Raw genomic sequence first — 25,133 nt, forward strand, 5'->3', positions numbered from 1 at the left:
TACGGAGGCCGTCAGGTCGCCCCCGCACCGGCGTACGGCTCAGGCGCCGGAGCCGGGGGACGCGGTCATGGCCGCAGCAGCACTTTGCCGACCTTCGGGTCGCCGGACCCCACCAGCTCGATGGCCTCCGGGAACCCGTCGAGCGGCAGTTCGTGCGTCACCAGCGGAAGCGGATCGAGCAGGCCGGCCGCGAAGACCCGCACCGTGTGCGCCCAGGCGTCCGGCGGCGCGCCGAAGACGGTCTGCACCTCCAGCTGCCGCACCACCAGGTCGGTCGGGTCGAGACCGTCGGCGCCCGGCGCGGGCATGCCGGTCAGCACCAGCCGCCCGCCCCTGCGCAGCAGCGCGGCGGCCGTACGGGCGGCGTCCGCCGACCCGGCGGTCTCGATCACGAGGTCGAAGTCGTCCGGAAGCGGGCGGTCCCTGGTGCGGAAGTCGCTCGCGCCGAACCGCCGCGCCAGCGCCTCCCGGTCGCCGCGCGTGCCGACGACCAGCAGCTCGGCCGGGGAGGCGGCGCGCAGGAACTGTACGGCGAACATGCCGAGCGTGCCGGTGCCGACGACGGCGACCCGCTCGCCGGGCCGGGCGCCGGCCTTCAGCGCGGCGGCGGCGACGCAGGCCGCGGGCTCAAGCAGCGCGGCGGCGGTGAGGTCGGCGTCGTCGGGCAGCACGTGCAGCAGCCGCGCGGGCAGCGTCAGCGTGGGCGCCATCGCGCCCGGCCGGGTGAACCCCGTCTCCTCGTACCCCGCCGTGCACAGCGTCGTCTCACCCGCGTGACAGCGGTCGCACACCTGGCAGTTGCGGAACCCCTCGCCCACCACCTTCCGGCCGGCCAGCGACGCGGGCACCCCGGCGCCGGTCCGCTCCACGGTCCCGGACCACTCGTGGCCGGGGGTGAGCGGGTAACGCACGTACCCCTCGGGGCGGTTGCCCTGGTAGACCTCGCGGTCGCTGCCGCAGATCCCGACGGCGTGCACCCGCACCAGCGCCTCGCCGGGGCCGGGTTCGGCGGGCTCGTGCTCCTCCAGCCGGTGCGCCCCCGGCGCCTCGACGACGACCGCGACCGCGCCGCTCATCCCTGCGTCCCCTTGGGCTTGCGCTGCTCCCAGCCCTCGGCCCACAGGTCGAACCGGGCCTGCTGCTGCGGGAACTCGGCCGCCGCGTCGGTGTCCAGTTCGACGCCGAGGCCGGGCGCGTCGGACAGGTGGAAGCACCCGTCCTCCGGGTCCACCTGCGGGGCGCCCTTCACGACCTTCTTGATCTCCGCGTCCGCGAAGTCGTTGAAGTGCTCCAGGATCTTGAAGTTCGGCGAGGTGAAGCCGACCTGGAGGCTGGCGGCGGTGAGGACGGGCCCGCCCACGTTGTGCGGGGCGACGAGCGTGTAGTGCGTCTCGGCGGTGGCGGCCAGCTTCCGGGTCTCCCAGATGCCGCCGATGTGGCCGACGTCGGGCTGGATGACGTCCACCGACTGGTCCTCGAACAGCTCGCGGAACTCGATCCGGTCGTGGATGCGCTCACCGGTGGCGACGGGGATGTCCACCTTCTCGGCGACCTTCCGCAGCGCCTTGAGGTTCTCCGGCGGGACCGGCTCCTCAAGCCAGGCCGGCTTGAACGGCGCGAGTTCGCGGGCGAGCCGGACGGCGGTGGAGGGCGAGAACCGTCCGTGCATCTCCAGCATCAGCTCGGCGTCGGGCCCGATGGCGTCCCGCACGGCCTCGATCAGCGACACGGCGTAGTTCGTCTGCCGCTGGTCCAGTTCGAAGTGCCCGGTGCCGAACGGGTCGATCTTCAGCGCCCGGTACCCGCGCTCCATGACGCCCTGCGCGGCCTTGTGGTACGCCTCCGGCGTCCGCTCGGTCGTGTACCACCCGTTGGCGTACGCCTTGACCTTGTCGGTCACCTTGCCGCCCAGCAGCTGCCACACGGGGACCCCGAGAGCCTTGCCCTTGATGTCCCAACAGGCCATCTCGACGACGGCGATGCCGGACATCACGATCTCGCCGGCGCGGCCGTAGTCGCCGTACTTCATGCGGCGCACCAGGTCCTCGACGGCGAACGGGTCGGAGCCCAGGATGTGGTTGGCCTCCGCCTCCCGCAGATAGCCGACGAGCGCGTCGGTGTGCCCCAGCATCCGGGTCTCGCCGACGCCGGTGACGCCCTCGTCGGTGTGCACCTGGACGTAGGTCAGGTTCCGCCACGGCGTCCCGACCACGTGTGTGCTGATTCCGGTGATGCGCACGGCGGCTGCCCCTCGCTCTGTTCGATATTTCGTCACTCGTTCGAAATGCTGGCGTGACAGTAAGGACGGGGTGGTGGGAGTGTCAATGGGTCGCACACATAACGGTTTCGGCAGTTTCGACAGGTCCGGCGGCGAGGTCCGGACCATTCCCCACACAACCTTCACAGCCGCCTCTAGGAACACGGCCGTCCCGGAACTTAACCTTCCCGCGTCATGGACTACTGCCACCCGTGCCGAAGGCACCTCAATGGCGCCCTCGCCTGCCCCGGGTGCGGTACGCCCGTCGAACAACTCCGCGCCGCCGAACCGCCCCTGACGGCGACCGGGGCGGTCCCCCCGCCCCGCCCCGCCGAGGAGACGGACGCGCGCGACGAGGCCCCGGACGAGACGTCGGACGAGCCCTCGGACGAGCCCCCGCCCGGCGCCCGCTCCAGCCGCCGCGACCGCAAGGCCGCCGCGCACCGGCGGCGCCGCCGCCGGACCCTCTTCGTCACCGCGGGCTTCGTCCTGGCGGCCGGCGGACTGAGCCTCGCCGAACTCGGCACGGACGCCCCGCACTCACCACCCCGGCCGGCCGCCGCCGGGGGAGAGTCACCGGACGGCGGGGCGACGAAGGAGGCGGGGGAGGGCTCGGCACTCCCGGCCGACGCGACCTCGGACCGGGCCATCGCCTCGGACAGTCCGTCCCCGGACGCCTCCACCTCGGCGTCGGCGTCCCCGTCGAAGTCCCCCGACGCGGACGCCTCCGGCACACCCGCGGAATCCGACGCCCCCGCCGCGTCCCGCCCCCCGGCCCAGGGCGGCACCCCGACCCGCGACCAGGACCCGGCCCCGTCGTCCCCCCAGCCCGACGACCCACCCGCGACCACCACCCCCACACCGCCGGACGAGCCGACCCCGACCCCGACGGAGACGTGCGACCGCTTCCTGTGGTGGTGCACGTAGGCCCTCCCGGGCGGGCCCGAGGCGCCGGTTCAGTCCTGGAGCATCCTCCGCAACGCGTCCCGCAGAGCCACCCGTTCCCCCTCCGACAACCCCGCCAGCGGCTCCCGTGCGAACCGCAGGGAATCCCGCAGCCCCCGTGCCACCCGCCGGCCCTCCTCCGTCGCCGCCGCGACCTTCACGCGCCGGTCGGCCGGGTCGGGCCGCCGCTCGACGAGCCCTCGCGCCTCCAGCCGGTCCACGATCCCGGTGACGTTGGACGGCTCGCACTTCAGTTTCTGCGCCAGCTTCCGCATCGGCAGCGGCTCCAGTGACAACAGGCTGAGCAGCTTGGCCTGCGCCCCGGTCAGCGCGCGCTCGGCGGCCGCCTCCTCGTAGTCGGCGTGGAAGCGGGCCACGACCTCTCCGATCAGCTCGACGACTTCGAGGGTGAGTGCGTCGGGTCGGCGCGTGGTGTCGCGTGGTGTGGCCATGCGATCCAGGGTACCCATTTGTTTGACAAGGTGAAATGTTCAGCCGCATGGTTGTTTCATAACCTGAAGCATCTCGCCCATCCCGGCCACGACGAAAGGCGCCCCCATGACCGACTCCCCCTCCCTCCCCGCCGTCAACCGCGAATGGCACCTGGTCACCCGCCCGGTCGGCTGGCCCAAGCCGGAGGACTTCGCCCTGGTCGAGACCGAGGTCCCCACCCCGGGCGAGGGCCAGGTCCTGGTGCGCAACCTGTACGTCTCCGTCGACCCCTACATGCGCGGCCGGATGAGCGCCGCCAAGTCCTACGCCGAGCCCTACGAGCTGGGCAAGGCCATGCAGGGCGGCGCGGTCGGCGAGGTCGTCGCCTCCAACGCCGAGGGCTTCGCCGTCGGCGACCACGTCCTGCACTTCCTCGGCTGGCGCGAGTACGCCGCCGTGAACGCGAAGAGCGCCGTCAAGGTGGACCCGGACGCCGCGCCCCTGTCGACGTACCTCGGCGTACTCGGCATGACCGGCCTCACCGCCTACGCCGGCCTGCTGCGCACCGCCGGCTTCAAGGAGGGCGACACGGTCTTCGTCTCCGGCGCGGCCGGTGCCGTCGGCAGCCAGGTGGGTCAGCTCGCGAAGCTCAAGGGCGCCGCCCGGGTGATCGGCTCGGCCGGCTCGGACGAGAAGGTCCGGCTGCTCGTCGACGAGTACGGCTTCGACGCGGCCTTCAACTACAAGGACGCCCCGGTGAGCGAGCAGCTGCGCGCCGCAGCCCCGGACGGCATCGACGTCTACTTCGACAACGTCGGCGGCGACCACCTGGAGGCGGCCATCGGCTCCCTCAACCTGAACGGCCGCATCGCCATCTGCGGCGCGATCTCCGTCTACAACAACACCGAGCCCGCCCCCGGCCCGAAGAACCTCGCCCGCCTGATCCAGACCCGCGGCCGCATCGAGGGCTTCCTGGTCGGCGACCACTACGACCTCCAGCCGAAGTTCGTCGAGGAGGTCGGCCCCTGGGTCGCCTCGGGCGCGCTGAAGTACCGCGAGACGGTCGTCGAGGGCATCGGGAACAACCTGGAGGCCTTCCTCGGCGTCCTGCGCGGCGACAACACCGGGAAGATGATCGTCAAGCTCTGACTTCCCGGCTCTTCCGGCATGCGGTAGCGTCATTCCGAAATCCGTCGTGGTCGTGGGCGCGAGTCACGGCGGACCGAGGAGGAGACACCGCATGCCCATCCAGCAGTCCGAGGTCCTGTACACCGCCGTCGCCACCGCCGAGAACGGCCGCGACGGGCGAGTGGCCACCGATGACGGCAAGCTCGACCTGGTCGTGAACCCGCCCAAGGAGATGGGCGGCAACAGCGCCGGCACCAACCCCGAGCAGCTGTTCGCCGCCGGGTACAGCGCCTGCTTCCAGGGCGCGCTCGGCGTCGTCGCCCGCCAGGAGGGCGCCGACATCTCCGGTTCGACCGTCACCGCCAAGGTCGGCATCGGCAAGAACGACGACGGGTTCGGCATCATCGTCGAGATCTCCGCCGAGATCCCGGCGGTGGACGCCGCCACCGCGCGGTCCCTGGTGGAGAAGGCCCACCAGGTGTGCCCCTACTCGAAGGCGACGCGCGGCAACATCACCGTGACGCTCGTCTGACCGGGGACGGCCCCGGGGTACGCGGCGGCGCGCGGCGGTCAGCAGGCCGACGCCGCCGCGTGCACCGCCGCCACCAGCCGCTGGTTCTCCGGCGCCGCCCCGCCCGGACAGGCCGACCGGCGCCGCGTGTACCCGTAGGCCAGATCGCCCGACGGGTCCGCGAAGCCCTGGCTGCCGCCCGCACCGCCGTGCCCGATCGTCCCGGCCCCCAGGAACGGGTGCCAGAGGTCCGCCGTCGCCTCGAAGCCGATGCCGTACGACCCGTGCGTCCGGGTCACCAGGTCGTAGCCCACCGAGTGGAACTGGCCGAACTCCGCCAGCGTGTCCGGCTTCAGCAGCGGCGCCCTGCCCTCCACCTCGCCGATCGCCGCCGCGTACAGCCCCGCGAGACCGCGCGCCGAGGCCACCCCGCCCACGGACGCGGGGCCCCCGGCACGGACCGCGGGCTCGTTGGGGAGGGTCTCCAGGCAGGTGCGGTGCGCCGCGTTCCGGTTGAACGCGATCGCAGCGAGGGAGCGCGGACCGTCCGGGCACGCCGCCTCGGCCCGCTGCACCGGCGTGAGGACCATCGGCCGCGCGGCGCGGAAGCGGTGGTCGAGCGAGTCCGGCAGGCCCAGGTGGAAGTCCAGCTGGTGCGGGGCGCGGACCCGGTCCTCGTAGACCTCCTGCAGCGTGTGGCCCGTGGCCCGGCGCACCACCTCGCCCGCGAGGGCCCCGAGCACCAGCGCGTGGGACCCGAAGGCCGTGCCGGGCCGCCAGTACGGACGCTGGTCCGCGAGGCGCTCCGCGATCACCCGGTCGTCGGCCAGCTCGGCGGTGCTGAACCCGGTGTCCGTGCCGATCACCCCCGCGCGGTGCGCCAGCAGGTCCCGCAGGGTCAGCGATCCCTTGCCCTCGGCCGCGAACTCCGGCCAGTAGTAGGTCACCCTGCGGTCCAGCTCCAGCGTGCCCTCCTGGACCAGCAGGGCGGCCACCAGGTGCGCGGCGCCCAGAGTCGCGGTGTGCACCCCGTACAGCGAACCCGCCCCCGCGCCGTCGCCGGTCCACAGGTCGACGACCCGGCGCCCGTGCACGTACACGCACAACTGGCCCTCGTGGTCCGCCGGTTCCCCGGTCACGACGGCCGTGAACTCCTCACGCACACGTTCGAAGCCGTCGGCGACGGTGCCGTGGATCTCCTGAGTCATCCGCTTCTCCTCACCCACTCGCCGTACCCGCCCGTGGCACCCCACCGGTCGGTGCGGCCACCGGGCTTCCACCGATCGGTACGGCGGGACGAGCGGGTTCGACTCAATCGGGGCGCGGCGGTGGCGGCGGCGACCGGTAGAGTTCCGCCCATGCGCGATCTTGGGGCGGGATTCGGCCATCTCCTGAAGGGCCAGCGCTGGGTGGCCCGGCACGGCAAGAGCTACGGCTTCGGGCTCGTCCCGGGCCTGATCACACTGGTCCTGTACGCGGCCGCGCTGGTCGCGCTCGCGATGTGGGGCACGGACTTCGTCGCCTGGACGACCCCCTTCGCCGACGACTGGTCGAGCCCCTGGCTCGGGCTCTTCCGCGGTTTCCTGACCGTCGTCCTCTTCGCCCTCGCCCTGCTGCTTGCGGTCCTCACCTTCACCGCGGTCACCCTGCTGATCGGGCAGCCCTTCTACGAGGCCCTGTCCGAGCGCGTCGACCGCGACGTCTCCCCGGACGGCACCGCCCCCGAGTCCGACCTGCCGCTCTGGCGCGAGGTGTGGCTCTCCGGCCGCGACAGCCTGCGGATCCTCGTCCGCGCCGCCCTGTGGGGCGTGCTGCTCTTCGCCCTCGGTTTCATCCCGTTCGTCGGGCAGACCGTGGTCCCGGTGATCGGCCTCTTCGTCACCGGCTTCTTCCTCACCGAGGAGCTGACCTCCGTCGCCCTCCAGCGCCGCGGGGTCGAGCTGCGCGAGCGCCTCGCCCTGCTGCGCTCGCGCAAGACGCTGGTCTGGGGCTTCGGCACCCCGCTGGCCGTGTCCTTCCTGGTGCCCTTCGTCGCCGTGTTCCTGATGCCGGGCGCGGTCGCCGGCGCCACGCTCCTCGCCCGCGAGCTGCTGGGCGAGGAGACCCGCGACGGCCGCGACGACCGCTCCGGCGGCGGCCCCGCCGACCCCGCGGTCAGCCCCGGTCCGGCCCCGGCGCACTGACCGCCACGGCCACGATCGCCCGCACCTGCGCAACGATGTCCAGCCGGTTCCGCACGAACTCGGGGTCGGTGACCGTGCCCGTCGCCGGATCGGTGTTCCCGGCCCCGAACTGGAGCACCGGCGTGTGCACGTGCCCGCCCGGCAGCGTGCCGCGCAGCCCGAGCCGGTCCCGCAGCAGCGTCGCCCGGTAGGCGATCTCGTTGGACAGGTAGTTGCCGCCGCCGCCCTCCCGGGCCGTCGAACCGGGCGTGGGCCCGTCCGGCCGTACGACCGCCTGGGTGGAGCCCGCCGGGATCTCCGTCACGCTCGTGTTGTCGTACACCGGGAAGCGGCCGGTCTCCGCCGCCGTGATCGCCGCGTACGGCAGCGTGGTCGTCGTCCACTGCGGCTGCGAGGCCGGGTCGGCGACGGGCACCGTCTCCGTGCGGGACACGTTCTCGTTGTCGGGGAAGCCGCCCCGCCAGGCCCCGTTGGTCCGCTCCACGTCGAACTTCCCGACCCGGCCCTGGCTCACCGTGGTGAACAGGTCCACCCCCGGCAGATGCGGCCGCAGCGCCCGTTCCACGGTCCCTTCCGCGAAGTCCCGCCAGCGCACCGGGAACACGGCCGTCTCCACCCGTGCGGGCCCGTCCGGGGTGTCGATCACCGTGCCGTCCAGGGCGAGCGCGGTGGCGCCGGACGGGTTGGAGATGCGGATGTCGCGGTCCAGGGTGAAGGGGTCGAAGCCGGTGAGCAGAACGCGCTTCGGACCCTTGCCCCGGTCGCCGTCGTGCCGCTGCGGCAGGCGGAGGTCGGACTGCCCCCGCGAGGTGCGCTCCAACGCGTCGAGGAGCGCCTCCCGCTGCCCTTCGCCGAGCCCGAACCGGGGCTCCCAGGTGCGCAGTTCCCTGGTCATCGAGAGCCGCGCCCAGTACAGCGGCCGGTCGTCGTCGCGGCTGATGGCCCCGTGCGACGGGCCGCGCCCCTGCGCCCGGTCCACGGCCCGCCGCCACAGCGCGGAGCCCTCCCGCTCGACCAGGCGCCGGGCCTCGCGGTAGGAGTCCGCCCGCCCGAGCCCGCGCGCGAACGCCGGTGCCACGGGGGCGAACCCGGAGCCGCGCAGGATCTCCCGGGGTACGTCCCCGTCGAGCCGCCGCTCCTCGACCGTGGGAGCGGAGGCGGTGGCCGCGGCCCCCGGAGGTGCCGCCGCGGCCGTCCCCGGGGCGGCGAGCCCCGCCGCCAGGGCCAGTGCGAGTACGCCGATCCGAACACGTATGGGTCTCAAGGGAGTCCAGGTCCTTCCGTCGCCGTGGGGTGCGCTGCGGACGGCCGCAGTATCGCGTGACGGGAGGGACGCGCGCTACGGCGCGGCGGCGGTCCCGGTTCGAACGCGGCCGGGCGAGGAAGGATGCACACGTTCACGCATTCGACGAGGAGGCCCGCGATGGCGGACGTACGGGACGACCGGGACGCGGCCCGGGAGGCGGTGGTCGGGGCGGCGCTCGCCGCGCTCGACCTGGACGCGAAGACCCGCCTGTTGTCCGGGCAGGACATGTGGAGCCTGCCCGCGCTGCCCGAGATCGGCCTGGAATCCCTCGTGATGTCCGACGGCCCGGTCGGCGTGCGCGGCGTCCGCTGGACCGCCGACGACCCGTCCGTCGCCCTGCCCTCGCCGACCGCGCTCGCCGCCTCCTGGGACCCCGGCCTCGCCCACCGGGCCGGCGTGCTCCTCGCCCAGGAGGCCCGCCGCAAGGGCGTCCACGTGCTGCTCGCCCCCACGGTCAACCTGCACCGCTCCCCGCTCGGCGGCCGGCACTTCGAGGCGTACAGCGAGGACCCGTACCTGACCGGGCGGATCGGCACCGGCTACGTCACCGGCGTGCAGTCCGGCGGCGTCGGCACCACCGTCAAGCACTTCGTCGCCAACGACGCCGAGACCGACCGCTTCACCGTGAACAACCTGGTCTCCGAACGCGCCATGCGCGAGCTGTACCTGGCCCCCTTCGAGGCCATCGTCGCGGACGCCCGCCCCTGGGGCGTCATGACCGCCTACAACTCGGTCAACGGCCCGACGATGACCGAGCACCGCCACCTGGTCCAGGAGGTGCTGCGCGGGGCCTGGGGCTTCGACGGCTTCAACGTCTCCGACTGGCAGGCCGCCCGCTCCACCGCCGGCGCCCTGAGGGGCGGCCTCGACGTGGCCATGCCGGGCCCGAGGACGGTGTACGGCCCGGCCCTCGCACGGGCGGTGCGCGACGGCGAGGTGACGGAGGCCGAGGTCGACGCCGCGGTGCGCAACGTGCTGCGGCTCGCCGCCCGCGTCGGAGCCCTCGAAGGCGCCGAACCGGCCGTCACCGACCCGCCCGCCGCCGTCGACGGCCCGGCCCTCGCCCGCGAGATCGCCCGCCGCTCCTTCGTCCTGGTCCGCAACGAGCCCGTCGGCGGCACGGGCCCCGCACTGCCCCTGCGGCCCGGCACCGTCGCCCTGTCCGGAGCCGCCGCCCGCGACGCCCGCGTCCTCGGCGGCGGCTCCGCGACCGTCTTCCCCGCCCACGTCGTCTCCCCGCTCGACGGCCTCACCGCGGCCCTCCCCGACGGGGGCCTGAGCTACTCCGTCGGCGCCGACCCGAACACCGAACTCGCCGTCGCGGGACGGGGCTTCGCGCTGCGCGCCGTCTGCCGCGACGCCGACGGCGAGGTCACCGGCACCGGGTCGGCCCCGAGCGGGCACATCCAGTGGATGGGCTCCGACCTCCCCGAGGGCGTCACCCACGACCGGCTGCACACCGTCGAGCTGACCGGCATCTTCACCCCCGACGAGACCGGCCCGCACACCTTCGGCATCAAGGGCCTGGGCCACTTCACCCTCACCGTCGACGGCGCCACGTACTACGACGACGTCCAGCGCCCCGCCAAGGACGACCCGTTCCTGTCCTTCTTCGGCGCCCCCGAACCGCGCGCCGAGGTGCGGCTCACCGCCGGCGCGCCCGTCGACGTGTCCCTCAGGTACGTCGTCGACCTTGCCGACGGCGACCGGATGAAGGTCGTCACCTTCGCCCTCGCGCACGCCGGGCCGCGCCGGGACCCGGACGAGCTGATCGCCGAGGCGGCCCGCGCCGCGGCCGCCGCCGACACCGCCGTGGTCGTCGTCGCCACCACCGAGCGCGTCGAGTCCGAGGGCTTCGACCGCACCGACCTGCGGCTCCCCGGCCGCCAGGACGACCTGGTCCGCGCGGTCGCCGCCGCCAACCCGCACACGGTCGTCGTCGTCAACTCCGGCTCCCCGGTGGAACTGCCCTGGCGCGAGGACGTCGCCGCCGTGCTGCTCGGCTGGTTCCCCGGCCAGGAGGGCGGCGCGGCCCTCGCGGACGTCTTGACCGGCGCCCACGAGCCCGGCGGCCGGCTGCCCACCACCTGGGGCGACCTCGCCGACGCCCCGGTCACCCGGGTCACCCCGGCCGACGGCGCACTCCCGTACGAGGAGGACCTGTTCATCGGCTACCGCGCCTGGGACCGGTCCGCCCGCACCCCGGCGTACCCCTTCGGCCACGGCCTCGGCTACACCGAGTGGACCTACGAGTCGGCCCGGGTCGACGGCACCACGGTCACGGTCCGCCTGCGCAACACCGGCGACCGCCCCGGCCGCGAGATCGTCCAGGTCTACCTCGCCCCGGTCGAACCCGACCCCAACCGCCCCGCACGCGTCCTCGCCGGATTCGCCGGGGCCGAGGCCGGGCCCGGCGAGCGGGCCGAGGTCACCGTCGAGCTGCCGCGCCGCGCCTTCGAGGTCTGGGACGAGGCGACCGGCTCGTGGGCGTTTGTGAAGGGTTCGTACGAACTCGGCATCGGACGCTCGATCGCCGACCGCCGGATCACATCGGCGATTACCGTCTGAAGCGGGACGCCCGCGAGGGCCTTCCCCCGCGAACAGCCCCGGCCCGGGACCTGACGGCCGGGCCGGGGCTCGCCGGGTCCACTCGCCCCGCTACCGCGCGGAGAACCCGTACACCGTCCGCGAGCGGAACACCTCGCCCGGCCGCAGCACGGTGCCCGGGAAGTCCGGCCGGTTCGGCGAGTCGGGGAAGTGCTGCGTCTCCAGCGCGATGCCGTCACCGGGCGCGTGCGGCTCGCCCAGCTGGTCGGCGGTGTACACCTGGAGACCCGGCTCGGTCGTCGCCACCGTCAGCACCCGCCCCGACGCCGGGTCGTACAGCTCCGCGACCTCCTCGGCGGTCTCCGTCACACCCTTGTCCAGGCAGAAGTTGTGGTCGTAGCCCGAACCGACCTTGCGCGCCCGCCGGAAGTCGAACCGCGTGCCCGTCACGTCCGCCGGTTCGCCCACCGGGATCAGACCCGCGTCGACCGGCGTCATCCGGGAGGCCGCCAGCCGCAGCTCGTGGCCGCCCGCGTGCCCGGAGCCGCCGAGGTTGAAGTAGCTGTGGTTGGTCGGATTCAGCACGGTCGGTGCGTCGGTGACCGCCTCGTAGTCGATCCGCAGCGCCCCCGGCTCCTCCAGCGTGTACGTCACCGAGATCGCCACCCGGCCCGGGTAGCCCTCCTCGCCGTCCGGGCTGACCAGGCTCAGCCGGATGCCGTGCCCGTCGTCCGCGACCGGCTCCACGTCCCACACCCGCTTGTCGAAGCCCCGCTCACCGCCGTGCAGCGAGTTCGGCCCGTTGTTCCGTGCCAGCGTGTACGTACGCCCGTCCAGCGGGAAACGGCCGCCCGCGATCCGGTTGGCGTACCGGCCGACGAGCGCCCCGAAGTACGGCTCCGGATGCCGCACATAGCCGTCCAGGTCCGCGAACCCCAGCACCACGCCCGCGGTGTTCCCGTCCCGGTCCGGGGCCTCGACCGACTGGACGATCCCGCCGTACGACAGAACCCGAACCCGTACGCCCGACCGCTCCAGGGTCCAGCGGTGTACCGGCGTGCCGTCGGAAAGTGTGCCGAAGAGTTCGTTCATGTGCGAACTCTAGGACACGCCCAGGTCAGGGCCGCTCGGCGGTGACCGCCCGGTACGCGATCTCGGCCAGCCTGGCCTGACCGTCCACGCTGGGGTGGAACCAGTCCCAGTGGCTCAGCTGGTCCGTGCCGAAGCGGTACGCGTGCACCGCGCCGTCGTCGGTGCGGCAGCGCCGGTCCTTCGCGCAGACCTCCCGCAGCACCTCGTTGTAGTCCGTCACCCGGTCCCGCACGGTGTTCCGCCGCAGGGTCGCCGCCGAGTCCAGGGAGTCCGCGTCGGCCAGCATCGACGGGCAGAGGCCCAGCTTCCACACCTGCTTGCCCAGCGGATTGGTGCGCCCCTGGGACCACAGCCGCTTCAGGTCCGGGATGCTCGCCACGTACACCTGCGCCTTGGGCAGCTCGCGGCGCAGGGCGCTCATGGCCTTCTCGAACTGGTCCCGGAAGTCGGCCACCGGGGTCATCGCCGAGGGCGTCTCCCGGCAGGCGTCGTTGGCCCCGACCATCACCGCGACCAGCTCGGGCTTCCGTGCCGCCGCCCGGGTCACCTGCCCGGTCAGGTCGGCCATCCGGGACCCGGTGACCGCGTAGTTCCAGCTCCGCTCGGCCGCCTCCGCCTGCCCCATCAGCCGTACGGCCAGACTGTCGACCTCGGCGCTGGAGCCGGTCGCCCAGGACACGTCCGGGCAGTCCGACAGCACCGAGCAGGCGTCGAAGCCGCGCGTGATGGAGTCGCCCACCGCGGCGACCGAGTCCGGGCTGCGGTCCCAGACCGGGGCGGGCTTCGGACGCTTCGACGCGCTGCCGGACGGGGCGGGGGAGTCACCGCCCACGGCGTCGCAGCCCGCCACGCCCAGCACGGCGGCGGTCAGGACGGCGAGCGCGGCACGCGCCCGGCGCCGAACACGGCGCGTCTCCCGGTCCTTCCCCTGGCGCATACACGTCCCACCCCTCGCCTCGTGCCTCCAGTGTCCTCAACCCATGACACCGCGCGAGGGTTCCCGAGGGCGGCGATGCGACGGCTCACACCCGTACAAGCGTCCTGCCGGGTGAATGGCGCGGCTTTGTCGGCACCGGGACCGACGGTACGTCACACTCCTTGCCCCGTCGCACGGTAGCCTCGGCCTCACCGTGACCCGCCCGGTCACGGCCGTCCGCCCGTTCCGAGATGTCCCGCTCAGCCCGGAGGTTCCGGTGACGACACGTGGAGTCCTGTACGTGCACTCCGCGCCGCGCGCGCTCTGCCCGCACGTCGAGTGGGCCGTCGCAGGGGTGCTCGGCACGCGCGTCGGCCTGGACTGGATCCGGCAGCCCGCGGCGCCCGGCACCTGGCGCTCCGAGTTCTCCTGGCAGGGCCAGGCGGGCACCGCCTCCAAGCTCGCCTCCGCGCTGCGCGGCTGGCAGCTGCTGCGCTTCGAGGTCACCGCGGAACCGTCCGCGGGCGCCGAGGGCGAGCGCTACAGCTGCACCCCCGACCTCGGCATCTTCCACGCCGTCACCGGCATCCACGGCGACATCCTGATCCCGGAGGACCGGCTGCGCGCCGCGCTGGTCCGCTCCCAGCGCGGCGAGACCGACCTGGAGTCCGACATCGCGAGACTCCTCGGCAAGCCCTGGGACGACGAACTGGAGACCTTCCGCCACGCGGGCGAGGGAGCCCCGGTCCGCTGGCTCCACCAGGTCGTATAAGGAGACGCGCCCCGTAGGGGCGCGGGGAACTGCGCGACCAGCCACAACGGACCCGCACCCGGCAAACCACTCCACCACGAACGGCGATGGCCCGAAACCCCCACCGGGGCTCGGGCCATCAATACGTTCAGCGAGCCAGATCAGACCGAACGAAACGCCAGAACGACATTGTGCCCACCGAACCCGAACGAGTCGTTCAGCGCGGCGATCCGCCCCTCGACGGGCAGCTTGCGGGCCTCCCCGCGCACGATGTCCGCGTTGGCCTCGGCCTCGGGGTCGAGGTTCTCGACGTTGATGGTCGGCGGCGCCACCCGGTGGTACAGGGCGAGCACCGTCGCGACGGACTCCACGCCGCCCGCGCCACCGAGGAGGTGACCGGTCATCGACTTGGTGCTGGAGACCGCCGTGTGGTCCATGTCGTCGCCGAGGACCTTGCGCAGCGCCTTCAGCTCGGCGATGTCACCGGCCGGCGTCGAGGTGGCGTGCGCGTTGACGTGCACGACCTCGGCCGGGTCCAGGTCGGTGCCGTCCAGCAGGTTCTGCAGGGCGTTGGAGATGCCGCGGCCCCCGGGCTCCGGCTGCACGATGTCGTGGCTGTCGGCGGAGATGCCCTGACCGACCGCCTCCGCGTAGACGCGGGCACCGCGCGCGGCGGCGTGCTCGGCGGACTCCAGGACGAGGACGCCGGCACCCTCACCGAGGACGAAGCCGTCACGGCCCGTGTCGAAGGGGCGCGAGGCACCCTGCGGGTCGTCGTTGTTCTTGGACATCGCCATCATGTTGCCGAACGCGGCGATGGGCAGCGGGTGGATCGCCGCCTCCGTGCCGCCCGCGACGACCACGTCGGCACGGCCGGTGCGGATCATCTCGATGGCGTAGCCGATGGCCTCGGCGCCCGACGCGCAGGCGGAGACCGGCGTGTGCACGCCCGCGCGGGCGCCCACGGCCAGACCCACGTTGGCCGAGGGGCCGTTCGGCATCAGCATGGGGACGGTGTGCGGGGAGACGCGGCGGACGCCCTTCTCCTTGAGCACGTCGTACTGGTCGAGCAGGGTCGTCACACCGCCGATGCCGGAGGCGATGACCGCACCGAGCCGGTCGGGGTCGACGCCGTCGCCCCCGGTCTCCCCGGCCTTGCCGGTGTAGCCGGCGTCCTTCCATGCCTCCTGGGCCGCGATCAGCGCGAACTGCGCCGAACGGTCCAGACGGCGGGCCTGCGGCCGCGGGATGACCTCGGAGGGGTCCACGGCGGCCGGCGCGGCGATACGGACCGCCTGGTCGGCGGCCCACTCCTGCTCCAGGGGCTTGACGCCGGACTTGCCGGCGACCAGGCCCTCCCAGGTCGAGGCTGCGTCGCCACCCAGCGGTGTGGTTGCGCCGATACCGGTGACGACCACGGTGCGATTGGTCGAGCTCACGGGAATTCTTTCTCCAACGGGATACGGATTCGTACGGCGCCACCGCCGGGTGGCGGGGCAGTCTGCCCGGATACTCGGGACATGCCCGAGTATCGGCGGATCAGGCCTGGTGGTCGAGGATGTACTTGGTCGCGTCGCCGACCGTCTTGAGGTTCTTGACGTCCTCGTCCGGGATCTTGACGTCGAAGCGCTCTTCGGCGGCGACGACGACCTCGACCATGGACAGCGAGTCGACGTCCAGGTCGTCGGTGAAGGACTTGTCCAGCTGGACGTCCTCAACCGGGATGCCGGCGATCTCGTTCACGATCTCCGCGAGACCGGCGACGATCTCTTCCTGAGTGGCGGCCATGATGGCGCTCCTTCTTTGTTGTCCAGAGGGTGTGGCGGCCCGCCGCGTCGCGGCGAGTGTTGCTGCTCTCCGTTCCGGACCGCATGATCCGGCACGGAGTGCCTAGGGGAGGGTAACGACCGTCGCGGCGTACACGAGACCCGCCCCGAAGCCGATGACGAGCGCGGTGTCGCCGCTCTTGGCCTCGCCGGTCGCCAGGAGCCGCTCCATCGCGAGCGGGATCGAGGCGGCCGAGGTGTTGCCGGTGGTGCGGATGTCACGGGCGACCGTGACGTGCTCCGGCAGCTTCAGTGTCTTCACCATCGAGTCGATGATCCGCACGTTGGCCTGGTGCGGGATGAAGACGTCGAGGTCGTCCGGGCTGATCCCGGCCGCGTCCAGCGCCTGCTGCGCGACCTTCGCCATCTCGAACACGGCCCAGCGGAACACCGCCTGGCCCTCCTGCGTGATCGCAGGAAACTTGACGTTGCCCTCGGAGTCGAGGGGCAGTTCGGAGGTGTCGCCGATCCGGAAGCGGTCCCACGGGATGGTCTGCTTGATGGTCTCGGACTTGTCGCCCTCCGAACCCCAGACCGTCGGGCCGATCTCCGGCTCCTGCGACGGGCCGACCACGACCGCGCCGGCCCCGTCGCCGAACAGGAAGGCCGTGGCCCGGTCCTCCAGGTCGGTCAGGTCGGAGAGCCGCTCCACGCCGATGACCAGGACGTACTCCGCCGAACCCTCGACGACCATGCCCTTGGCGAGGGTCAGTCCGTAGCCGAAGCCCGCGCAGCCCGCCGAGATGTCGAAGGCGGCGGCCTTGTCCGTGCCGAGCCGGTCGGCGATCTCGGTGGCGACGGCCGGGGTCTGGCTGAAGTGCGAGACGGTCGAGACGACCACGGCGCCGATCTGGTCGGCGGAGATCCCGGCGGCGGCGATGGCCTTGCCGGACGCCTCGATCGACATGGCCGCGACGGTCTCCTCGGGGGAGGCCCAGTGCCGCGTCTCGATGCCGGAGCGCGAGCGGATCCACTCGTCGGACGAGTCGATCGTCTCGAGGATCACCTCGTTCGGCACGACCCGGGTCGGACGGTAGCCGCCGACCCCGAGGATGCGCGCGTACGGGGCGCCCTTGCTGGGCTTGATCTTCGACATGCTGTCGCGCTCCTTGTCAGGCCTGCTGGGCGTGGTCGGCGACGAGCTCGCGGGCCGCGTCGAGATCGGCGGGGGTCTTCAGGGCCAGCGTCTTCACGCCCGGCAGCGCGCGCTTGGCGAGACCGGTCAGCGTGCCGCCCGGGCACACCTCGACGATCGCGGTGACGCCCAGCTTGCCGAACGTCTCCATGCACAGGTCCCAGCGGACCGGGTTGGCGACCTGCCCGACCAGGCGGTCCAGCACCTCGGCGCCGGTGGCGACGGCCTGCCCGTCCTTGTTGGACACGTAGGTCACCTTCGGGTCGGCCGGCGTGAGCGCGGAGGCGGCCTCGGCGAGCTTGTCCACCGCGGGCGCCATGTGGCGCGTGTGGAAGGCGCCGGCCACCTTCAGCGGGACGACCTTGCGCACGCCCTCGGGCTTGTCCTCGTTCAGCGCGGCCAGCTGCTCCATGGTGCCGGCGGCCACGATCTGACCGGCGCCGTTCACGTTCGCCGGGGTCAGGCCGAGCTTCTCCAGGTGCGCGACGCTCACCTCGGGGTCGCCGCCGAGCAGCGCCGACATGCCGGTCTCGGTGACCGCGGCGGCCTCGGCCATGGCCAGGCCCCGGCGGCGCACGAGGGTCAGCGCGGCGGTGTCGTCGAGGACGCCCGCGAAGGCGGCGGCGGTGATCTCGCCGACACTGTGGCCCGCGACCGCGCCGGGCGCGATCTCAGCGATGTCACCGAGTGCCGCGGCGGACAGCAGGCCGGCGGCGACCAGCAGCGGCTGGGCGACGGCCGTGTCCCGGATCTCGTCCGCGTCGGCCTTGGTGCCGTAGTGGGCGAGATCGAGTCCAATGGCGTCGGACCACGCGGCGACGCGGTCTGCGGCGCCGGGGAGGGCGAGCCAGTCAGTCAGGAAGCCGGGCGTCTGGGCGCCCTGGCCGGGAGCGACGAGTACGAGCACTCTCACACTCTCTCTTGAGGACGGCCGGGACCGCCCGTGGGGACAAGGACGAAGAACAGCAGGGGGTTTTGTGGACCCCCCACAAAAGCTTAGAGTTGCGGATCTCCATCGGCCAGACGCCCCAGGATGAGCGCGATCCGCAGTGTGAACGCAGACCGTACATCAGAGGGTGACCATCCGGTGACGTCAGTCACACGTCGGAGCCGGTAGCGCACGGTGTTCGGGTGAACGAAGAGCATCCGGGCAGCGCCCTCCAGGCTGCTCGCCTGCTCCAGATAGACGCTGAGCGTCTCCAGCAGCGCGGCCCCGGCCTCCTCCAGCGGTCTGTAGATCTCCTCCACCAACTGCTCACGGGCCGCAGGGTCGGAGGCGATCGCGCGCTCCGGCAGCAGATCGTCCGCCAGCACCGGGCGGGGGGCGTCCTCCCAGGCGGCGCAGGCCTTGAGCCCGGCGGCGGCGGCGTGCGCGGACCGCGTCGCCGCCAGCAGGTCCGGCACCACGGGACCGGCCACGACCGCCCCCTGAGCGAACGGCCCGATCAGTGACTTGGCCACCGCCAGCGGGTCGTCGCGGCCCCCGGCGATCACCACCAGCCGGTCCCCGAGCACCCCGGTCAGCACCTGGAGCTTGGCGTGCCGGGCCGCGCGCCGGATGGCCTCGACGGTCAGCTCGGAGTCGCCGTCCGGCGCGGTGCCGAGCACGACGCAGACGTGGTCGGGCGAGTTCCAGCCGAGGGCGGCGGCCCGGGACACCGCCCCCTCGTCCGCCTCCCCGCTGAGCACGGCGTTGACCACCAGCGACTCCAGCCGCGCGTCCCAGGCACCGCGTGCCTCGGCGGCCTGCGCGTACACCTGGGCGGTCGCGAAGGCGATCTCCCGGGCGTACACCAGCAGCGCCTCGCGCAGCACCGACTCGTCGCCGGGCGCGGCGACCTCGTCGATGGCGGACTCCATGACCTCGATGGTCGTCCGCACCATCTCCACGGTCTGCCGCAGTGTGATCGCGCGGGTCAGCTCGCGCGGCGCGGTGCCGAACACGTCGGTGGAGATGGCCTGGGGCGCGTCCGGCCGCCGGAACCACTCGGTGAAGGCGGCGATGCCGGCCTGGGCGACCAGCCCGATCCAGGATCGGTTCTCCGGTGGCATCGCCCGGTACCACGGCAGGCTCTCGTCCATGCGCGCGATGGCCTGCGCGGCGAGCGATCCGGCGGACTGCTCCAGCCGCTTCAGCGTCGCGGTGTGCGAATGGACGGCGTGCGCCGCGGGCTCGGGCTTGCTGGTTTCGGGTTCGGGCACGGGACAAGACTGCCTTATCAGGACGGGAGCACGCGCCGCCGGGTCTACCGTGGACGTCGTGACGGACGTACGGCGCGCCGACGAGCGCTATCCCGGGGGTGACGAGGCGGCGGGCATCGCCTCCCGCCACGCCTTCTCCTTCGGCCCCCACTACGACCCCGGCAACCTCCGCTTCGGGGCTCTGATCGCCTGCAACGAGGAGCGCCTCGCGCCCGGCGCGGGCTTCGACGAGCACCCGCACAGCCACACGGAGATCGTCACGTGGGTGGTCGAGGGCGAGCTGACCCACCGGGACTCCGCGGGCCACGAGACGGTCGTCCGCGCCGGGGACGTGCAGCGCCTCAGCTCCGCGGGCGGCGTCCGCCACGTCGAACGCAACGACGCCGGGGTCCCCCTGACCTTCGTCCAGATGTGGCTGGCCCCCCGCGACCCCGGCGGCGACCCCGCCTACGAGATCGTCCGCGGCATCGCCGACTCCACCCCGTACGCGGTCCCCGAGGCCGCCGCCATGCTCCACGTACGCCGCCTGGTGGCGGGGGAGCGGACGGCGGTGCCTGACGGGGCGTACGTGTACGTCCACGTGGTGCGGGGCGAGGTGACGCTGAGCGGCCAGGTGCTGGGGCCGGGGGACGCGGCCCGGATCACGGACGCCGAGGGGATGGACGCGGTGGCGGCGACGGCGGCCGAACTGCTCCTGTGGGAGATGGCCTAGACCTCGGCGAGCACCGCGTCCGTGAAGGGCGGCCACGCCTCGGCCGCCCAGGGGCCGAAGGCGCGGTCGGCCAGGGCGACGCAGGCGAGGCCGGCGTCCGGGTCGATCCACAGGAAGGTGCCCGACTGGCCGAAGTGGCCGAAGGTGCGCGGGGAGGACGAGGCGCCCGTCCAGTGGGGGGACTTCCCGTCCCGGATCTCGAAGCCGAGGCCCCAGTCGTTGGGGTTCTGATGGCCGTAGCCCGGCAGCACGCCCTTCGTGCCCGGGTACTGCACCGTCATCGCCTCGGCGACCGTGCGCGGGTCGAGGAGCCGCGGTGCCTGCACCTCGGCGGCGAACCGCAGCAGGTCCTCGACGGTGGAGACGCCGTCCTTCGCCGGGGAGCCGTCCAGGGCCGTGGACGTCATGCCCAGCGGCTCGAGCACCGCCTGCCGCGCGTACTCGGCGAACGGCATGTCCGCCGCCTTCGCGATGTGGTCGCCGAGCTGCTCGAAGCCGGCGTTGGAGTAGAGCCGGCGCTCGCCGGGCGGGGCGGTCACCCGGTGCTCGTCGAAGGCCAGCCCCGAGGTGTGCGCGAGCAGGTGCCGGACGGTCGACCCGGCCGGGCCCGCGGCCTCGTCCAGCTCGATCGCGCCCTCCTCGTACGCCACCAGCGCCGCGTAGGCCGCGAGCGGCTTGGTGACCGAGGCGAGGGGGAAGCGGTGCGCGACCGGGCCGTGGGTGCCCAGGGTCGTACCGTCGGCCCGGACGACGCCCGCCGCGGCGGTGGGGACCGGCCAGTTCTCGATCAACGCGAGGCTCTTCAAGGACATGCCACCGAGCCTAAGCGGCTCAGAGGTGCAGCCTCATCGAGGGGGTGGTGTCCCGCGTGAAGCCCATCGACGCGTACAGGGGCTCGGCGTCCTCGGACGCGGTGAGCATGACGTGGCCCGCGCCCCGTTCGCGGAACCAGTCCAGCAGCTCGTCCATGCACGCACGCGCGTAGCCGCGACGCCGGGCGTCCGGGGCGGTCGCGACGCTGAACACGTAACCGATCAGTCCGCCGGGCGGCCGGCCCGGTCCGCCGATCCGGTACTCCAGGGTCCCCACCACCAGCGCCGCCAGCGTGCCGGGCCGCTCCGGGTGGTCGACGACGAACGCCGCGAACTCCCCGTCCGGGTCGGCCAGCCGGGACCGCAGGGCGGGCAGGGAACGGGCCTGCCAGTCGGTGGGCGACGCGGAGTGCATCGCGTCGATCATCACCTGGCGCAGACGGAGCACTTCCTCCGCGTCCTCGGCGGCGGCACGGCGTACGGGACTCATGCCCGCACGCTAGTGACCCCGCCCGCCACGTGTCCCGCGGTTTTCCTCCCCCTCCCGACGCCGCCGCTTGCCTGGAGTGCACTCCAAGGTCATAGCGTGGAGGGCATGACGGTGATGCAGACCACGGCCGAGCCGATCGCGCCGAACGCCACCAGCACTGACATCTGCTCCGCTCCGCCCCCGCGCCCCCCGCGCCCCGACGGAGAGGACCGCTACACCATCAGCGAGGTCGTCGCCTTCACCGGGCTGACGGCACACACCCTGCGCTGGTACGAGCGGATCGGTCTGATGTCCCACATCGACCGCTCGCACACCGGCCAGCGCCGCTACAGCAACCGCGACCTGGACTGGCTCGCCTTCGTCGGCAAGCTGCGCATGACCGGCATGCCGGTCGCCGACATGGTCAGGTACGCGGAGCTGGTGCGCGAGGGCGAGAGCACCTACCTGGAGCGGCGGGAACTCCTCGAGTCGACGCGCCGCGACGTACTGACGCGGATCACCGAACTCCAGGACACCCTCGCCGTGCTCGACCGGAAGATCAGCTTCTACGGGGACGCCGGACGTTCCCGTGAAGGGGAGAGGACCCGATGACGGACGGCAGGATCCCCACGACGCGGCTCGGCGACGACGGCCCGGAGGTGGGCGTCCAGGGCCTCGGCTGCATGGGCATGAGCTTCGGATACGGCCCGTCGGACGCCGACGCGTCGCGGGCCACCCTGGAGCGGGCGCTCGAGCTGGGCGTCACGCTGTACGACACGGCCGACGCGTACGGCGCCGGCGACAACGAGCGCTTCCTGGCGCCGTTCTTCGCGGCGCACCGCGACGAGATCGTGATCGCGACCAAGTTCGCCCTGTCGATCCCGCCGGACGACCCGGCGAAGCGGATCATCCGCAACGACCCGCCGTACATCCGCCGGTCGGTCGAGGCGAGCCTGGACCGCCTGGGCGTCGACGTGATCGACCTCTACTACATGCACCGGCGCGACGTGAACGTGCCGATCGAGGAGACCGTCGCCGTCATGGCCGACCTGGTCCGCGAGGGCAAGGTCAAGCACCTGGGCCTGAGCGAGGTGACGGGCGACGAGCTGCGGGCCGCGCGGGCGGTGCATCCGATCGCCGCCGTGCAGTCGGAGTGGTCGCTGTTCAGCCGCGACATCGAGGCGGGCGTGGTGCCGGCCGCCCGCGAACTGGGCGTGGCCCTCGTCCCGTACTCGCCGCTCGGCCGGGGCTTCCTCACGGGCTCCTTCGCCAACGCCGACCAGGACCTCACCGCCGACGACTTCCGCCGCCGGCAGCCCCGCTTCACCGGCGACAACGCGGCGGCCAACGCGGCCCTCCTCGACCCGGTCCGCACCATCGCCAAGGCCCACGACGCCACCCTCGGCCAGATCGCCCTGGCCTGGACCCAGCAGCGCGCCCAGGCGCACGGCCTGCCGGTCGTCCCGATCCCGGGCACCCGGAAGCCGACGCGGGTGGCGGAGAACACGGCGGCGACGAGGATCGTCCTGACCCAGGACGAGCTGTCGTCCCTGGAGCCGATCGCGGAGAAGGTGTCGGGCGACCGCTACGCGGACATGACGTTCACGTCGGCGGGCCGCGAATAGGCGGCCGCTCTCCGGGCGCCGGTGAGCGCACCCCCCAGGGGCGCGGGGAACTGCGCGACCAGCCGTCCACGACCCGCACCCTGCGACGAACCGAACCCGGCAGACGCCTCACAGCTCCGCCAGCAACTCCGCCTTCTTCGAGGAGAACTCCTCGTCCGTCACCAGCCCCTGCTGATGCAACTCCCCGAGATGCCGGATCCGCTCGGCGATGTCCGCGGGATCCCGCCGGGGCGCCGGCACCGGAACCGGAACAGGGGCGCCGGCGCCCCGCTCCCGCACCGCCGCCAACACCGCCGCGGCGAACGGCAGCGACTCGTGCACGGGCCCGTACCCGAGCCCGAACACGACGGACGCCGGGTCCTGGTCGGCCTGCGGAGCGGCCCCCGCGGCGTCGCGCGGCAGCAGCCGCAGATACCCCTCGAACACCTCGGGGGACCGCCACTCCACCCCGCCCAGGTCGGCGACCGGGAAGCTCTGGTCGCCGGCCTTCCACTTCGCCGAGGACGCGCCGGTCCAGGACCAGCGGAAGGACACCGCCTTCCCGTCGAAGGACGCCTTCCCGTCGTACGCCTTGAAGTTCAGCGGCGCGTCGGGCGCGGCCACCAGGTACCGGTCCGCCGGTTCGGACGCTCCGGAGCCGCTCAGCAGTCCGCGCAGCTCGTCGGCGTAGTACTCCGCCAGCGTCTCCCGCTCGGCGGGCAGCACCAGCCGGTACGGGTCGCAGCCCTCCTTCAGCTGTCCTGCCGCCGCCTCGATCAGCGGATCGGCGCCCGCGCGCGGCTCGAGGCGCAGCACGACGCTGCCGCGCCGGCCCGGCGTGAGCGTCACGCCGGCGATGGCCTCCAGGGGCACCCGGCGTTCCCCCAGGGCCTGAAAGAGCTTGGGTGTTCGAATCCCCCGTTCGTAGCGGATGAGCACGGAGTCGGACTCGAACTCCCAGGCGGCATGAAATCCGGCCAGTACGTCACCCATGCGGCTCATCGTATGCGGCACGAGCCTCTCCGTCCCCTCCCCGTGCAAACCGGAATTTATCCGCCTCTACGCGCGTCCGGCCGCCGTCGCCGCGGACAAACCCGCCCGGCATGTGTCACCTTCTCCCGCACAGGCGACCGTGCGGTATGCGCCAACGCCGATCTCCGCGAAGTTGCGCAGGCTCTCCGTGCCCGGCACGAAGTAGCCGCTGTGTCCCTGTGCACCGCGCGCCGACAGCACCCGCGCCCCGAACGCGGCGGAGACCGGGTCGGCGCCGTGTCCGAGCCCGCCGACCTCCAGGTAGGGCACGTCGCCGATCCAGTCGTCGGTGTCGCGCATCGCCCATACGCGGGCGGAGGTGTGCAGGTGGGAGGCGTTGTCGGCGCGCATGCCGGGGCTGCCGGCCACCGCTATGTCGGTCACCCGCAGGGGCAGCGTGTCGGCGGCGAGGCCGCACACCACCGAGCCGTAGCTGTGGCAGAACAGCGAGACCGGGGCCCGGCCGGGCAGCGCCCGCAGCAGTCCGTTCAGCCGGAGGGCGCCCTGCTCGGCGCGGGTCGCCGTGGCCGCCTCCATGCCAAGGCCGCTGGGGGTGGTGTAGTCGGCCCACGCGATCACGGCCGTCCGCGTGTCGGGGCTCGCGGCGCGCTCGGCCTCGTACAGCGACTCGGCCATGCCGACGGGTGCCGAGTACTTGCGTGCGGTGCGCTCGAAGGTGACCAGCTCGGTGTCGACACCCGGCACCACCACGGACACGCGTTCAGCGCGGTCGAGGTTCCCGAACACCTCGGCGACCTTGCCCGCGCCCGCCGGGTCGAAGGCGAGGATGTGCCGGCCCGGTGCGAGCAGCGAGTCGTAGTGGTTCATGCGCTTCGCGGCCTCGCGCTGGCCGGACAGGGACAGGCGTTTGTCGTGCACGCGCGCGCGCTCCACCGACCGCGCCTTCTCGAGCGCCGTCCGGTTGGCGAGGTAGCGCAGTTGGACGGGGGCGCCGTTCATGTTGCCGACGGCCAGCGGATAGCGGCGGGCCAGGCTCTCGCGCTGCCATTCGCCGAGTGAGGCGAAGAAGCGGGCGAGCCGCGTGGGTGCCGTGTGCGCGTCGGGCAGCGGGCGTCCGCCGATCCGGCCGTGCTCCCAGGCCGAGACGGACGCCTCGAGCGCCGTGGGGCCCCGCTGGTTGCGCAGAGCGGTCCAGCCGGTGGTCGCCAGCATCACGAACACCACGGCCAGGGCGAGCAGTGCGCGCCAGACGTTCAGCTGCGGGGAGGTGTCGAAGGAAGTCACTGGGAGGACACACTAGGAGAACGGGACG

25 protein-coding genes are annotated in these 25,133 nt (G+C 73.1%); 9 read left to right on the top strand and 16 right to left on the bottom strand.

All coding sequences use genetic code 11. From position 1 onward, the window contains the following. Positions 1–65: 65 nt before the first annotated feature. Complete coding sequence (locus tag ACGF3J_RS03185) at positions 66–1,076, bottom strand: zinc-binding dehydrogenase (protein ID WP_161331660.1); 1,011 nt, start codon at positions 1,074–1,076, stop codon at positions 66–68. Continuing rightward, on the bottom strand, positions 1,073–2,239 hold the full coding sequence (locus ACGF3J_RS03190) for a mandelate racemase/muconate lactonizing enzyme family protein (RefSeq protein WP_161331658.1): 1,167 nt from the start codon (positions 2,237–2,239) through the stop codon (positions 1,073–1,075). The genes ACGF3J_RS03185 and ACGF3J_RS03190 overlap by 4 nt, the downstream gene beginning before the upstream one ends. 213 nt (positions 2,240–2,452) lie before the next feature. Between ACGF3J_RS03190 and ACGF3J_RS03195 the strand changes: the two genes are divergently transcribed. Then, complete coding sequence (locus ACGF3J_RS03195; RefSeq protein WP_393853430.1) at positions 2,453–3,184, top strand: hypothetical protein; 732 nt, start codon at positions 2,453–2,455, stop codon at positions 3,182–3,184. 29 nt (positions 3,185–3,213) lie between these two features. On the opposite strand, the gene ACGF3J_RS03200 is transcribed toward ACGF3J_RS03195, so the two are convergent. Beyond that, on the bottom strand, positions 3,214–3,654 hold the full coding sequence (locus ACGF3J_RS03200; protein WP_064731734.1) for a MarR family winged helix-turn-helix transcriptional regulator: 441 nt from the start codon (positions 3,652–3,654) through the stop codon (positions 3,214–3,216). A 106-nt stretch (positions 3,655–3,760) separates the two neighbouring features. Between ACGF3J_RS03200 and ACGF3J_RS03205 the strand changes: the two genes are divergently transcribed. Beyond that, positions 3,761–4,783 carry an NADP-dependent oxidoreductase gene (locus tag ACGF3J_RS03205; protein WP_161328162.1) on the top strand — a complete coding sequence of 341 codons (1,023 nt, stop codon included), beginning with the start codon at positions 3,761–3,763 and terminating at the stop codon, positions 4,781–4,783. 91 nt (positions 4,784–4,874) lie between these two features. Continuing rightward, positions 4,875–5,294, top strand: a complete 420-nt coding sequence (locus tag ACGF3J_RS03210; RefSeq protein ID WP_161328161.1) for an organic hydroperoxide resistance protein — start codon at positions 4,875–4,877, stop codon at positions 5,292–5,294. 38 nt (positions 5,295–5,332) lie between these two features. Here the strand turns inward: ACGF3J_RS03210 and ACGF3J_RS03215 are convergent, their stop codons facing one another. Beyond that, the gene (locus tag ACGF3J_RS03215; protein WP_393853431.1) at positions 5,333–6,481 is read right to left on the bottom strand and encodes a serine hydrolase domain-containing protein; all 1,149 of its coding nucleotides are present in this window, start codon (positions 6,479–6,481) and stop codon (positions 5,333–5,335) included. Between the two features lie 150 nt (positions 6,482–6,631). On the opposite strand from ACGF3J_RS03215, the gene ACGF3J_RS03220 reads away from it, so the two are divergent. Then, positions 6,632–7,456: an EI24 domain-containing protein gene (locus tag ACGF3J_RS03220; RefSeq protein WP_161329638.1), complete on the top strand. Its 825-nt coding sequence runs from the start codon at positions 6,632–6,634 to the stop codon at positions 7,454–7,456. Here ACGF3J_RS03220 and ACGF3J_RS03225 read toward each other — a convergent pair. Next, positions 7,428–8,720: a pyroglutamyl peptidase gene (locus ACGF3J_RS03225; RefSeq protein ID WP_393853432.1), complete on the bottom strand. Its 1,293-nt coding sequence runs from the start codon at positions 8,718–8,720 to the stop codon at positions 7,428–7,430. The two genes, ACGF3J_RS03220 and ACGF3J_RS03225, sit on opposite strands and share 29 nt — an antisense overlap. A gap of 159 nt (positions 8,721–8,879) precedes the next feature. On the opposite strand from ACGF3J_RS03225, the gene ACGF3J_RS03230 reads away from it, so the two are divergent. Then, the gene (locus ACGF3J_RS03230; protein ID WP_161325815.1) at positions 8,880–11,330 is read left to right on the top strand and encodes a glycoside hydrolase family 3 protein; all 2,451 of its coding nucleotides are present in this window, start codon (positions 8,880–8,882) and stop codon (positions 11,328–11,330) included. 90 nt (positions 11,331–11,420) lie between these two features. Here the strand turns inward: ACGF3J_RS03230 and ACGF3J_RS03235 are convergent, their stop codons facing one another. Both ACGF3J_RS03235 and ACGF3J_RS03240 read right to left on the bottom strand, forming a co-directional pair. After that, positions 11,421–12,401, bottom strand: coding sequence for an aldose epimerase family protein (locus tag ACGF3J_RS03235; protein WP_161325817.1), 981 nt, complete (start codon positions 12,399–12,401; stop codon positions 11,421–11,423). Between the two features lie 25 nt (positions 12,402–12,426). Then, complete coding sequence (locus ACGF3J_RS03240) at positions 12,427–13,338, bottom strand: SGNH/GDSL hydrolase family protein (RefSeq protein WP_161325819.1); 912 nt, start codon at positions 13,336–13,338, stop codon at positions 12,427–12,429. A gap of 256 nt (positions 13,339–13,594) precedes the next feature. Between ACGF3J_RS03240 and ACGF3J_RS03245 the strand changes: the two genes are divergently transcribed. Beyond that, the gene (locus ACGF3J_RS03245) at positions 13,595–14,089 is read left to right on the top strand and encodes a DUF3145 domain-containing protein (RefSeq protein ID WP_122620312.1); all 495 of its coding nucleotides are present in this window, start codon (positions 13,595–13,597) and stop codon (positions 14,087–14,089) included. Positions 14,090–14,229: 140 nt separating this feature from the next. On the opposite strand, the gene ACGF3J_RS03250 is transcribed toward ACGF3J_RS03245, so the two are convergent. The 5 genes from ACGF3J_RS03250 to fasR all read right to left on the bottom strand — a co-directional run bounded on the left by ACGF3J_RS03250 (position 14,230) and on the right by fasR (position 19,231). After that, a complete protein-coding gene (locus tag ACGF3J_RS03250) occupies positions 14,230–15,507 on the bottom strand; it encodes a beta-ketoacyl-[acyl-carrier-protein] synthase II (protein WP_161325821.1) in 1,278 nt (425 codons plus the stop codon). Between the two features lie 100 nt (positions 15,508–15,607). Then, on the bottom strand, positions 15,608–15,856 hold the full coding sequence (locus ACGF3J_RS03255; RefSeq protein ID WP_052842858.1) for an acyl carrier protein: 249 nt from the start codon (positions 15,854–15,856) through the stop codon (positions 15,608–15,610). A gap of 102 nt (positions 15,857–15,958) precedes the next feature. Beyond that, on the bottom strand, positions 15,959–16,990 hold the full coding sequence (locus ACGF3J_RS03260) for a ketoacyl-ACP synthase III (RefSeq protein WP_161325823.1): 1,032 nt from the start codon (positions 16,988–16,990) through the stop codon (positions 15,959–15,961). Positions 16,991–17,006: 16 nt separating this feature from the next. Continuing rightward, a complete protein-coding gene (locus ACGF3J_RS03265; RefSeq protein ID WP_161325824.1) occupies positions 17,007–17,936 on the bottom strand; it encodes an ACP S-malonyltransferase in 930 nt (309 codons plus the stop codon). 89 nt (positions 17,937–18,025) lie between these two features. Beyond that, positions 18,026–19,231, bottom strand: a complete 1,206-nt coding sequence (fasR, locus tag ACGF3J_RS03270) for a fatty acid biosynthesis transcriptional regulator FasR (RefSeq protein WP_161325826.1) — start codon at positions 19,229–19,231, stop codon at positions 18,026–18,028. Between the two features lie 58 nt (positions 19,232–19,289). Here fasR and ACGF3J_RS03275 point away from each other — a divergent pair, with 58 nt between their 5' ends. Next, entirely contained in the window at positions 19,290–19,943 is a 654-nt protein-coding gene (locus tag ACGF3J_RS03275) for a pirin family protein (RefSeq protein ID WP_161325828.1), read from the top strand. Here the strand turns inward: ACGF3J_RS03275 and ACGF3J_RS03280 are convergent. Together ACGF3J_RS03280 and ACGF3J_RS03285 are read right to left on the bottom strand one after the other, a co-directional pair. After that, the gene (locus ACGF3J_RS03280) at positions 19,940–20,755 is read right to left on the bottom strand and encodes a serine hydrolase (RefSeq protein WP_122620317.1); all 816 of its coding nucleotides are present in this window, start codon (positions 20,753–20,755) and stop codon (positions 19,940–19,942) included. The two genes, ACGF3J_RS03275 and ACGF3J_RS03280, sit on opposite strands and share 4 nt — an antisense overlap. A gap of 19 nt (positions 20,756–20,774) precedes the next feature. After that, positions 20,775–21,245 carry a GNAT family N-acetyltransferase gene (locus tag ACGF3J_RS03285; protein ID WP_161325830.1) on the bottom strand — a complete coding sequence of 157 codons (471 nt, stop codon included), beginning with the start codon at positions 21,243–21,245 and terminating at the stop codon, positions 20,775–20,777. 105 nt (positions 21,246–21,350) lie between these two features. On the opposite strand from ACGF3J_RS03285, the gene ACGF3J_RS03290 reads away from it, so the two are divergent. Continuing rightward, complete coding sequence (locus ACGF3J_RS03290; RefSeq protein ID WP_161325832.1) at positions 21,351–21,836, top strand: MerR family transcriptional regulator; 486 nt, start codon at positions 21,351–21,353, stop codon at positions 21,834–21,836. Further along, positions 21,833–22,849 (top strand): aldo/keto reductase, encoded by a 1,017-nt coding sequence (locus ACGF3J_RS03295; RefSeq protein WP_161325834.1) that lies wholly within the window; start codon positions 21,833–21,835, stop codon positions 22,847–22,849. Before ACGF3J_RS03290 ends, ACGF3J_RS03295 begins: the two co-directional genes overlap by 4 nt. A gap of 108 nt (positions 22,850–22,957) precedes the next feature. Here ACGF3J_RS03295 and ACGF3J_RS03300 read toward each other — a convergent pair whose 3' ends face one another. Together ACGF3J_RS03300 and ACGF3J_RS03305 are read right to left on the bottom strand one after the other, a co-directional pair. Next, entirely contained in the window at positions 22,958–23,821 is an 864-nt protein-coding gene (locus tag ACGF3J_RS03300; protein WP_161325836.1) for a DUF4429 domain-containing protein, read from the bottom strand. A 66-nt stretch (positions 23,822–23,887) separates the two neighbouring features. After that, a complete protein-coding gene (locus ACGF3J_RS03305; protein ID WP_161325838.1) occupies positions 23,888–25,105 on the bottom strand; it encodes an alpha/beta hydrolase in 1,218 nt (405 codons plus the stop codon). Positions 25,106–25,133 lie beyond the last annotated feature (28 nt).

The sequence above is a fragment of the Streptomyces sp. NPDC048171 genome (genome assembly GCF_043202655.1).
Classification (GTDB): domain Bacteria; phylum Actinomycetota; class Actinomycetes; order Streptomycetales; family Streptomycetaceae; genus Streptomyces.

What these genes read in the sequence shown, in the direction of transcription:
- ACGF3J_RS03185 (WP_161331660.1), bottom strand. Translation starts at nt 1,076, where the DNA reads ATGAGCGGCGCGGTCGCGGTCGTCGTCGAGGCGCCGGGGGCGCACCGG.
- ACGF3J_RS03195 (WP_393853430.1), top strand. Translation starts at nt 2,453, where the DNA reads ATGGACTACTGCCACCCGTGCCGAAGGCACCTCAATGGCGCCCTCGCC.
- ACGF3J_RS03200 (WP_064731734.1), bottom strand. Translation starts at nt 3,654, where the DNA reads ATGGCCACACCACGCGACACCACGCGCCGACCCGACGCACTCACCCTC.
- ACGF3J_RS03205 (WP_161328162.1), top strand. Translation starts at nt 3,761, where the DNA reads ATGACCGACTCCCCCTCCCTCCCCGCCGTCAACCGCGAATGGCACCTG.
- ACGF3J_RS03210 (WP_161328161.1), top strand. Translation starts at nt 4,875, where the DNA reads ATGCCCATCCAGCAGTCCGAGGTCCTGTACACCGCCGTCGCCACCGCC.
- ACGF3J_RS03215 (WP_393853431.1), bottom strand. Translation starts at nt 6,481, where the DNA reads ATGACTCAGGAGATCCACGGCACCGTCGCCGACGGCTTCGAACGTGTG.
- ACGF3J_RS03220 (WP_161329638.1), top strand. Translation starts at nt 6,632, where the DNA reads ATGCGCGATCTTGGGGCGGGATTCGGCCATCTCCTGAAGGGCCAGCGC.
- ACGF3J_RS03230 (WP_161325815.1), top strand. Translation starts at nt 8,880, where the DNA reads ATGGCGGACGTACGGGACGACCGGGACGCGGCCCGGGAGGCGGTGGTC.
- ACGF3J_RS03235 (WP_161325817.1), bottom strand. Translation starts at nt 12,401, where the DNA reads ATGAACGAACTCTTCGGCACACTTTCCGACGGCACGCCGGTACACCGC.
- ACGF3J_RS03240 (WP_161325819.1), bottom strand. Translation starts at nt 13,338, where the DNA reads ATGCGCCAGGGGAAGGACCGGGAGACGCGCCGTGTTCGGCGCCGGGCG.
- ACGF3J_RS03255 (WP_052842858.1), bottom strand. Translation starts at nt 15,856, where the DNA reads ATGGCCGCCACTCAGGAAGAGATCGTCGCCGGTCTCGCGGAGATCGTG.
- ACGF3J_RS03260 (WP_161325823.1), bottom strand. Translation starts at nt 16,990, where the DNA reads ATGTCGAAGATCAAGCCCAGCAAGGGCGCCCCGTACGCGCGCATCCTC.
- ACGF3J_RS03280 (WP_122620317.1), bottom strand. Translation starts at nt 20,755, where the DNA reads ATGTCCTTGAAGAGCCTCGCGTTGATCGAGAACTGGCCGGTCCCCACC.
- ACGF3J_RS03285 (WP_161325830.1), bottom strand. Translation starts at nt 21,245, where the DNA reads ATGAGTCCCGTACGCCGTGCCGCCGCCGAGGACGCGGAGGAAGTGCTC.
- ACGF3J_RS03290 (WP_161325832.1), top strand. Translation starts at nt 21,351, where the DNA reads ATGACGGTGATGCAGACCACGGCCGAGCCGATCGCGCCGAACGCCACC.
- ACGF3J_RS03295 (WP_161325834.1), top strand. Translation starts at nt 21,833, where the DNA reads ATGACGGACGGCAGGATCCCCACGACGCGGCTCGGCGACGACGGCCCG.
- ACGF3J_RS03300 (WP_161325836.1), bottom strand. Translation starts at nt 23,821, where the DNA reads ATGGGTGACGTACTGGCCGGATTTCATGCCGCCTGGGAGTTCGAGTCC.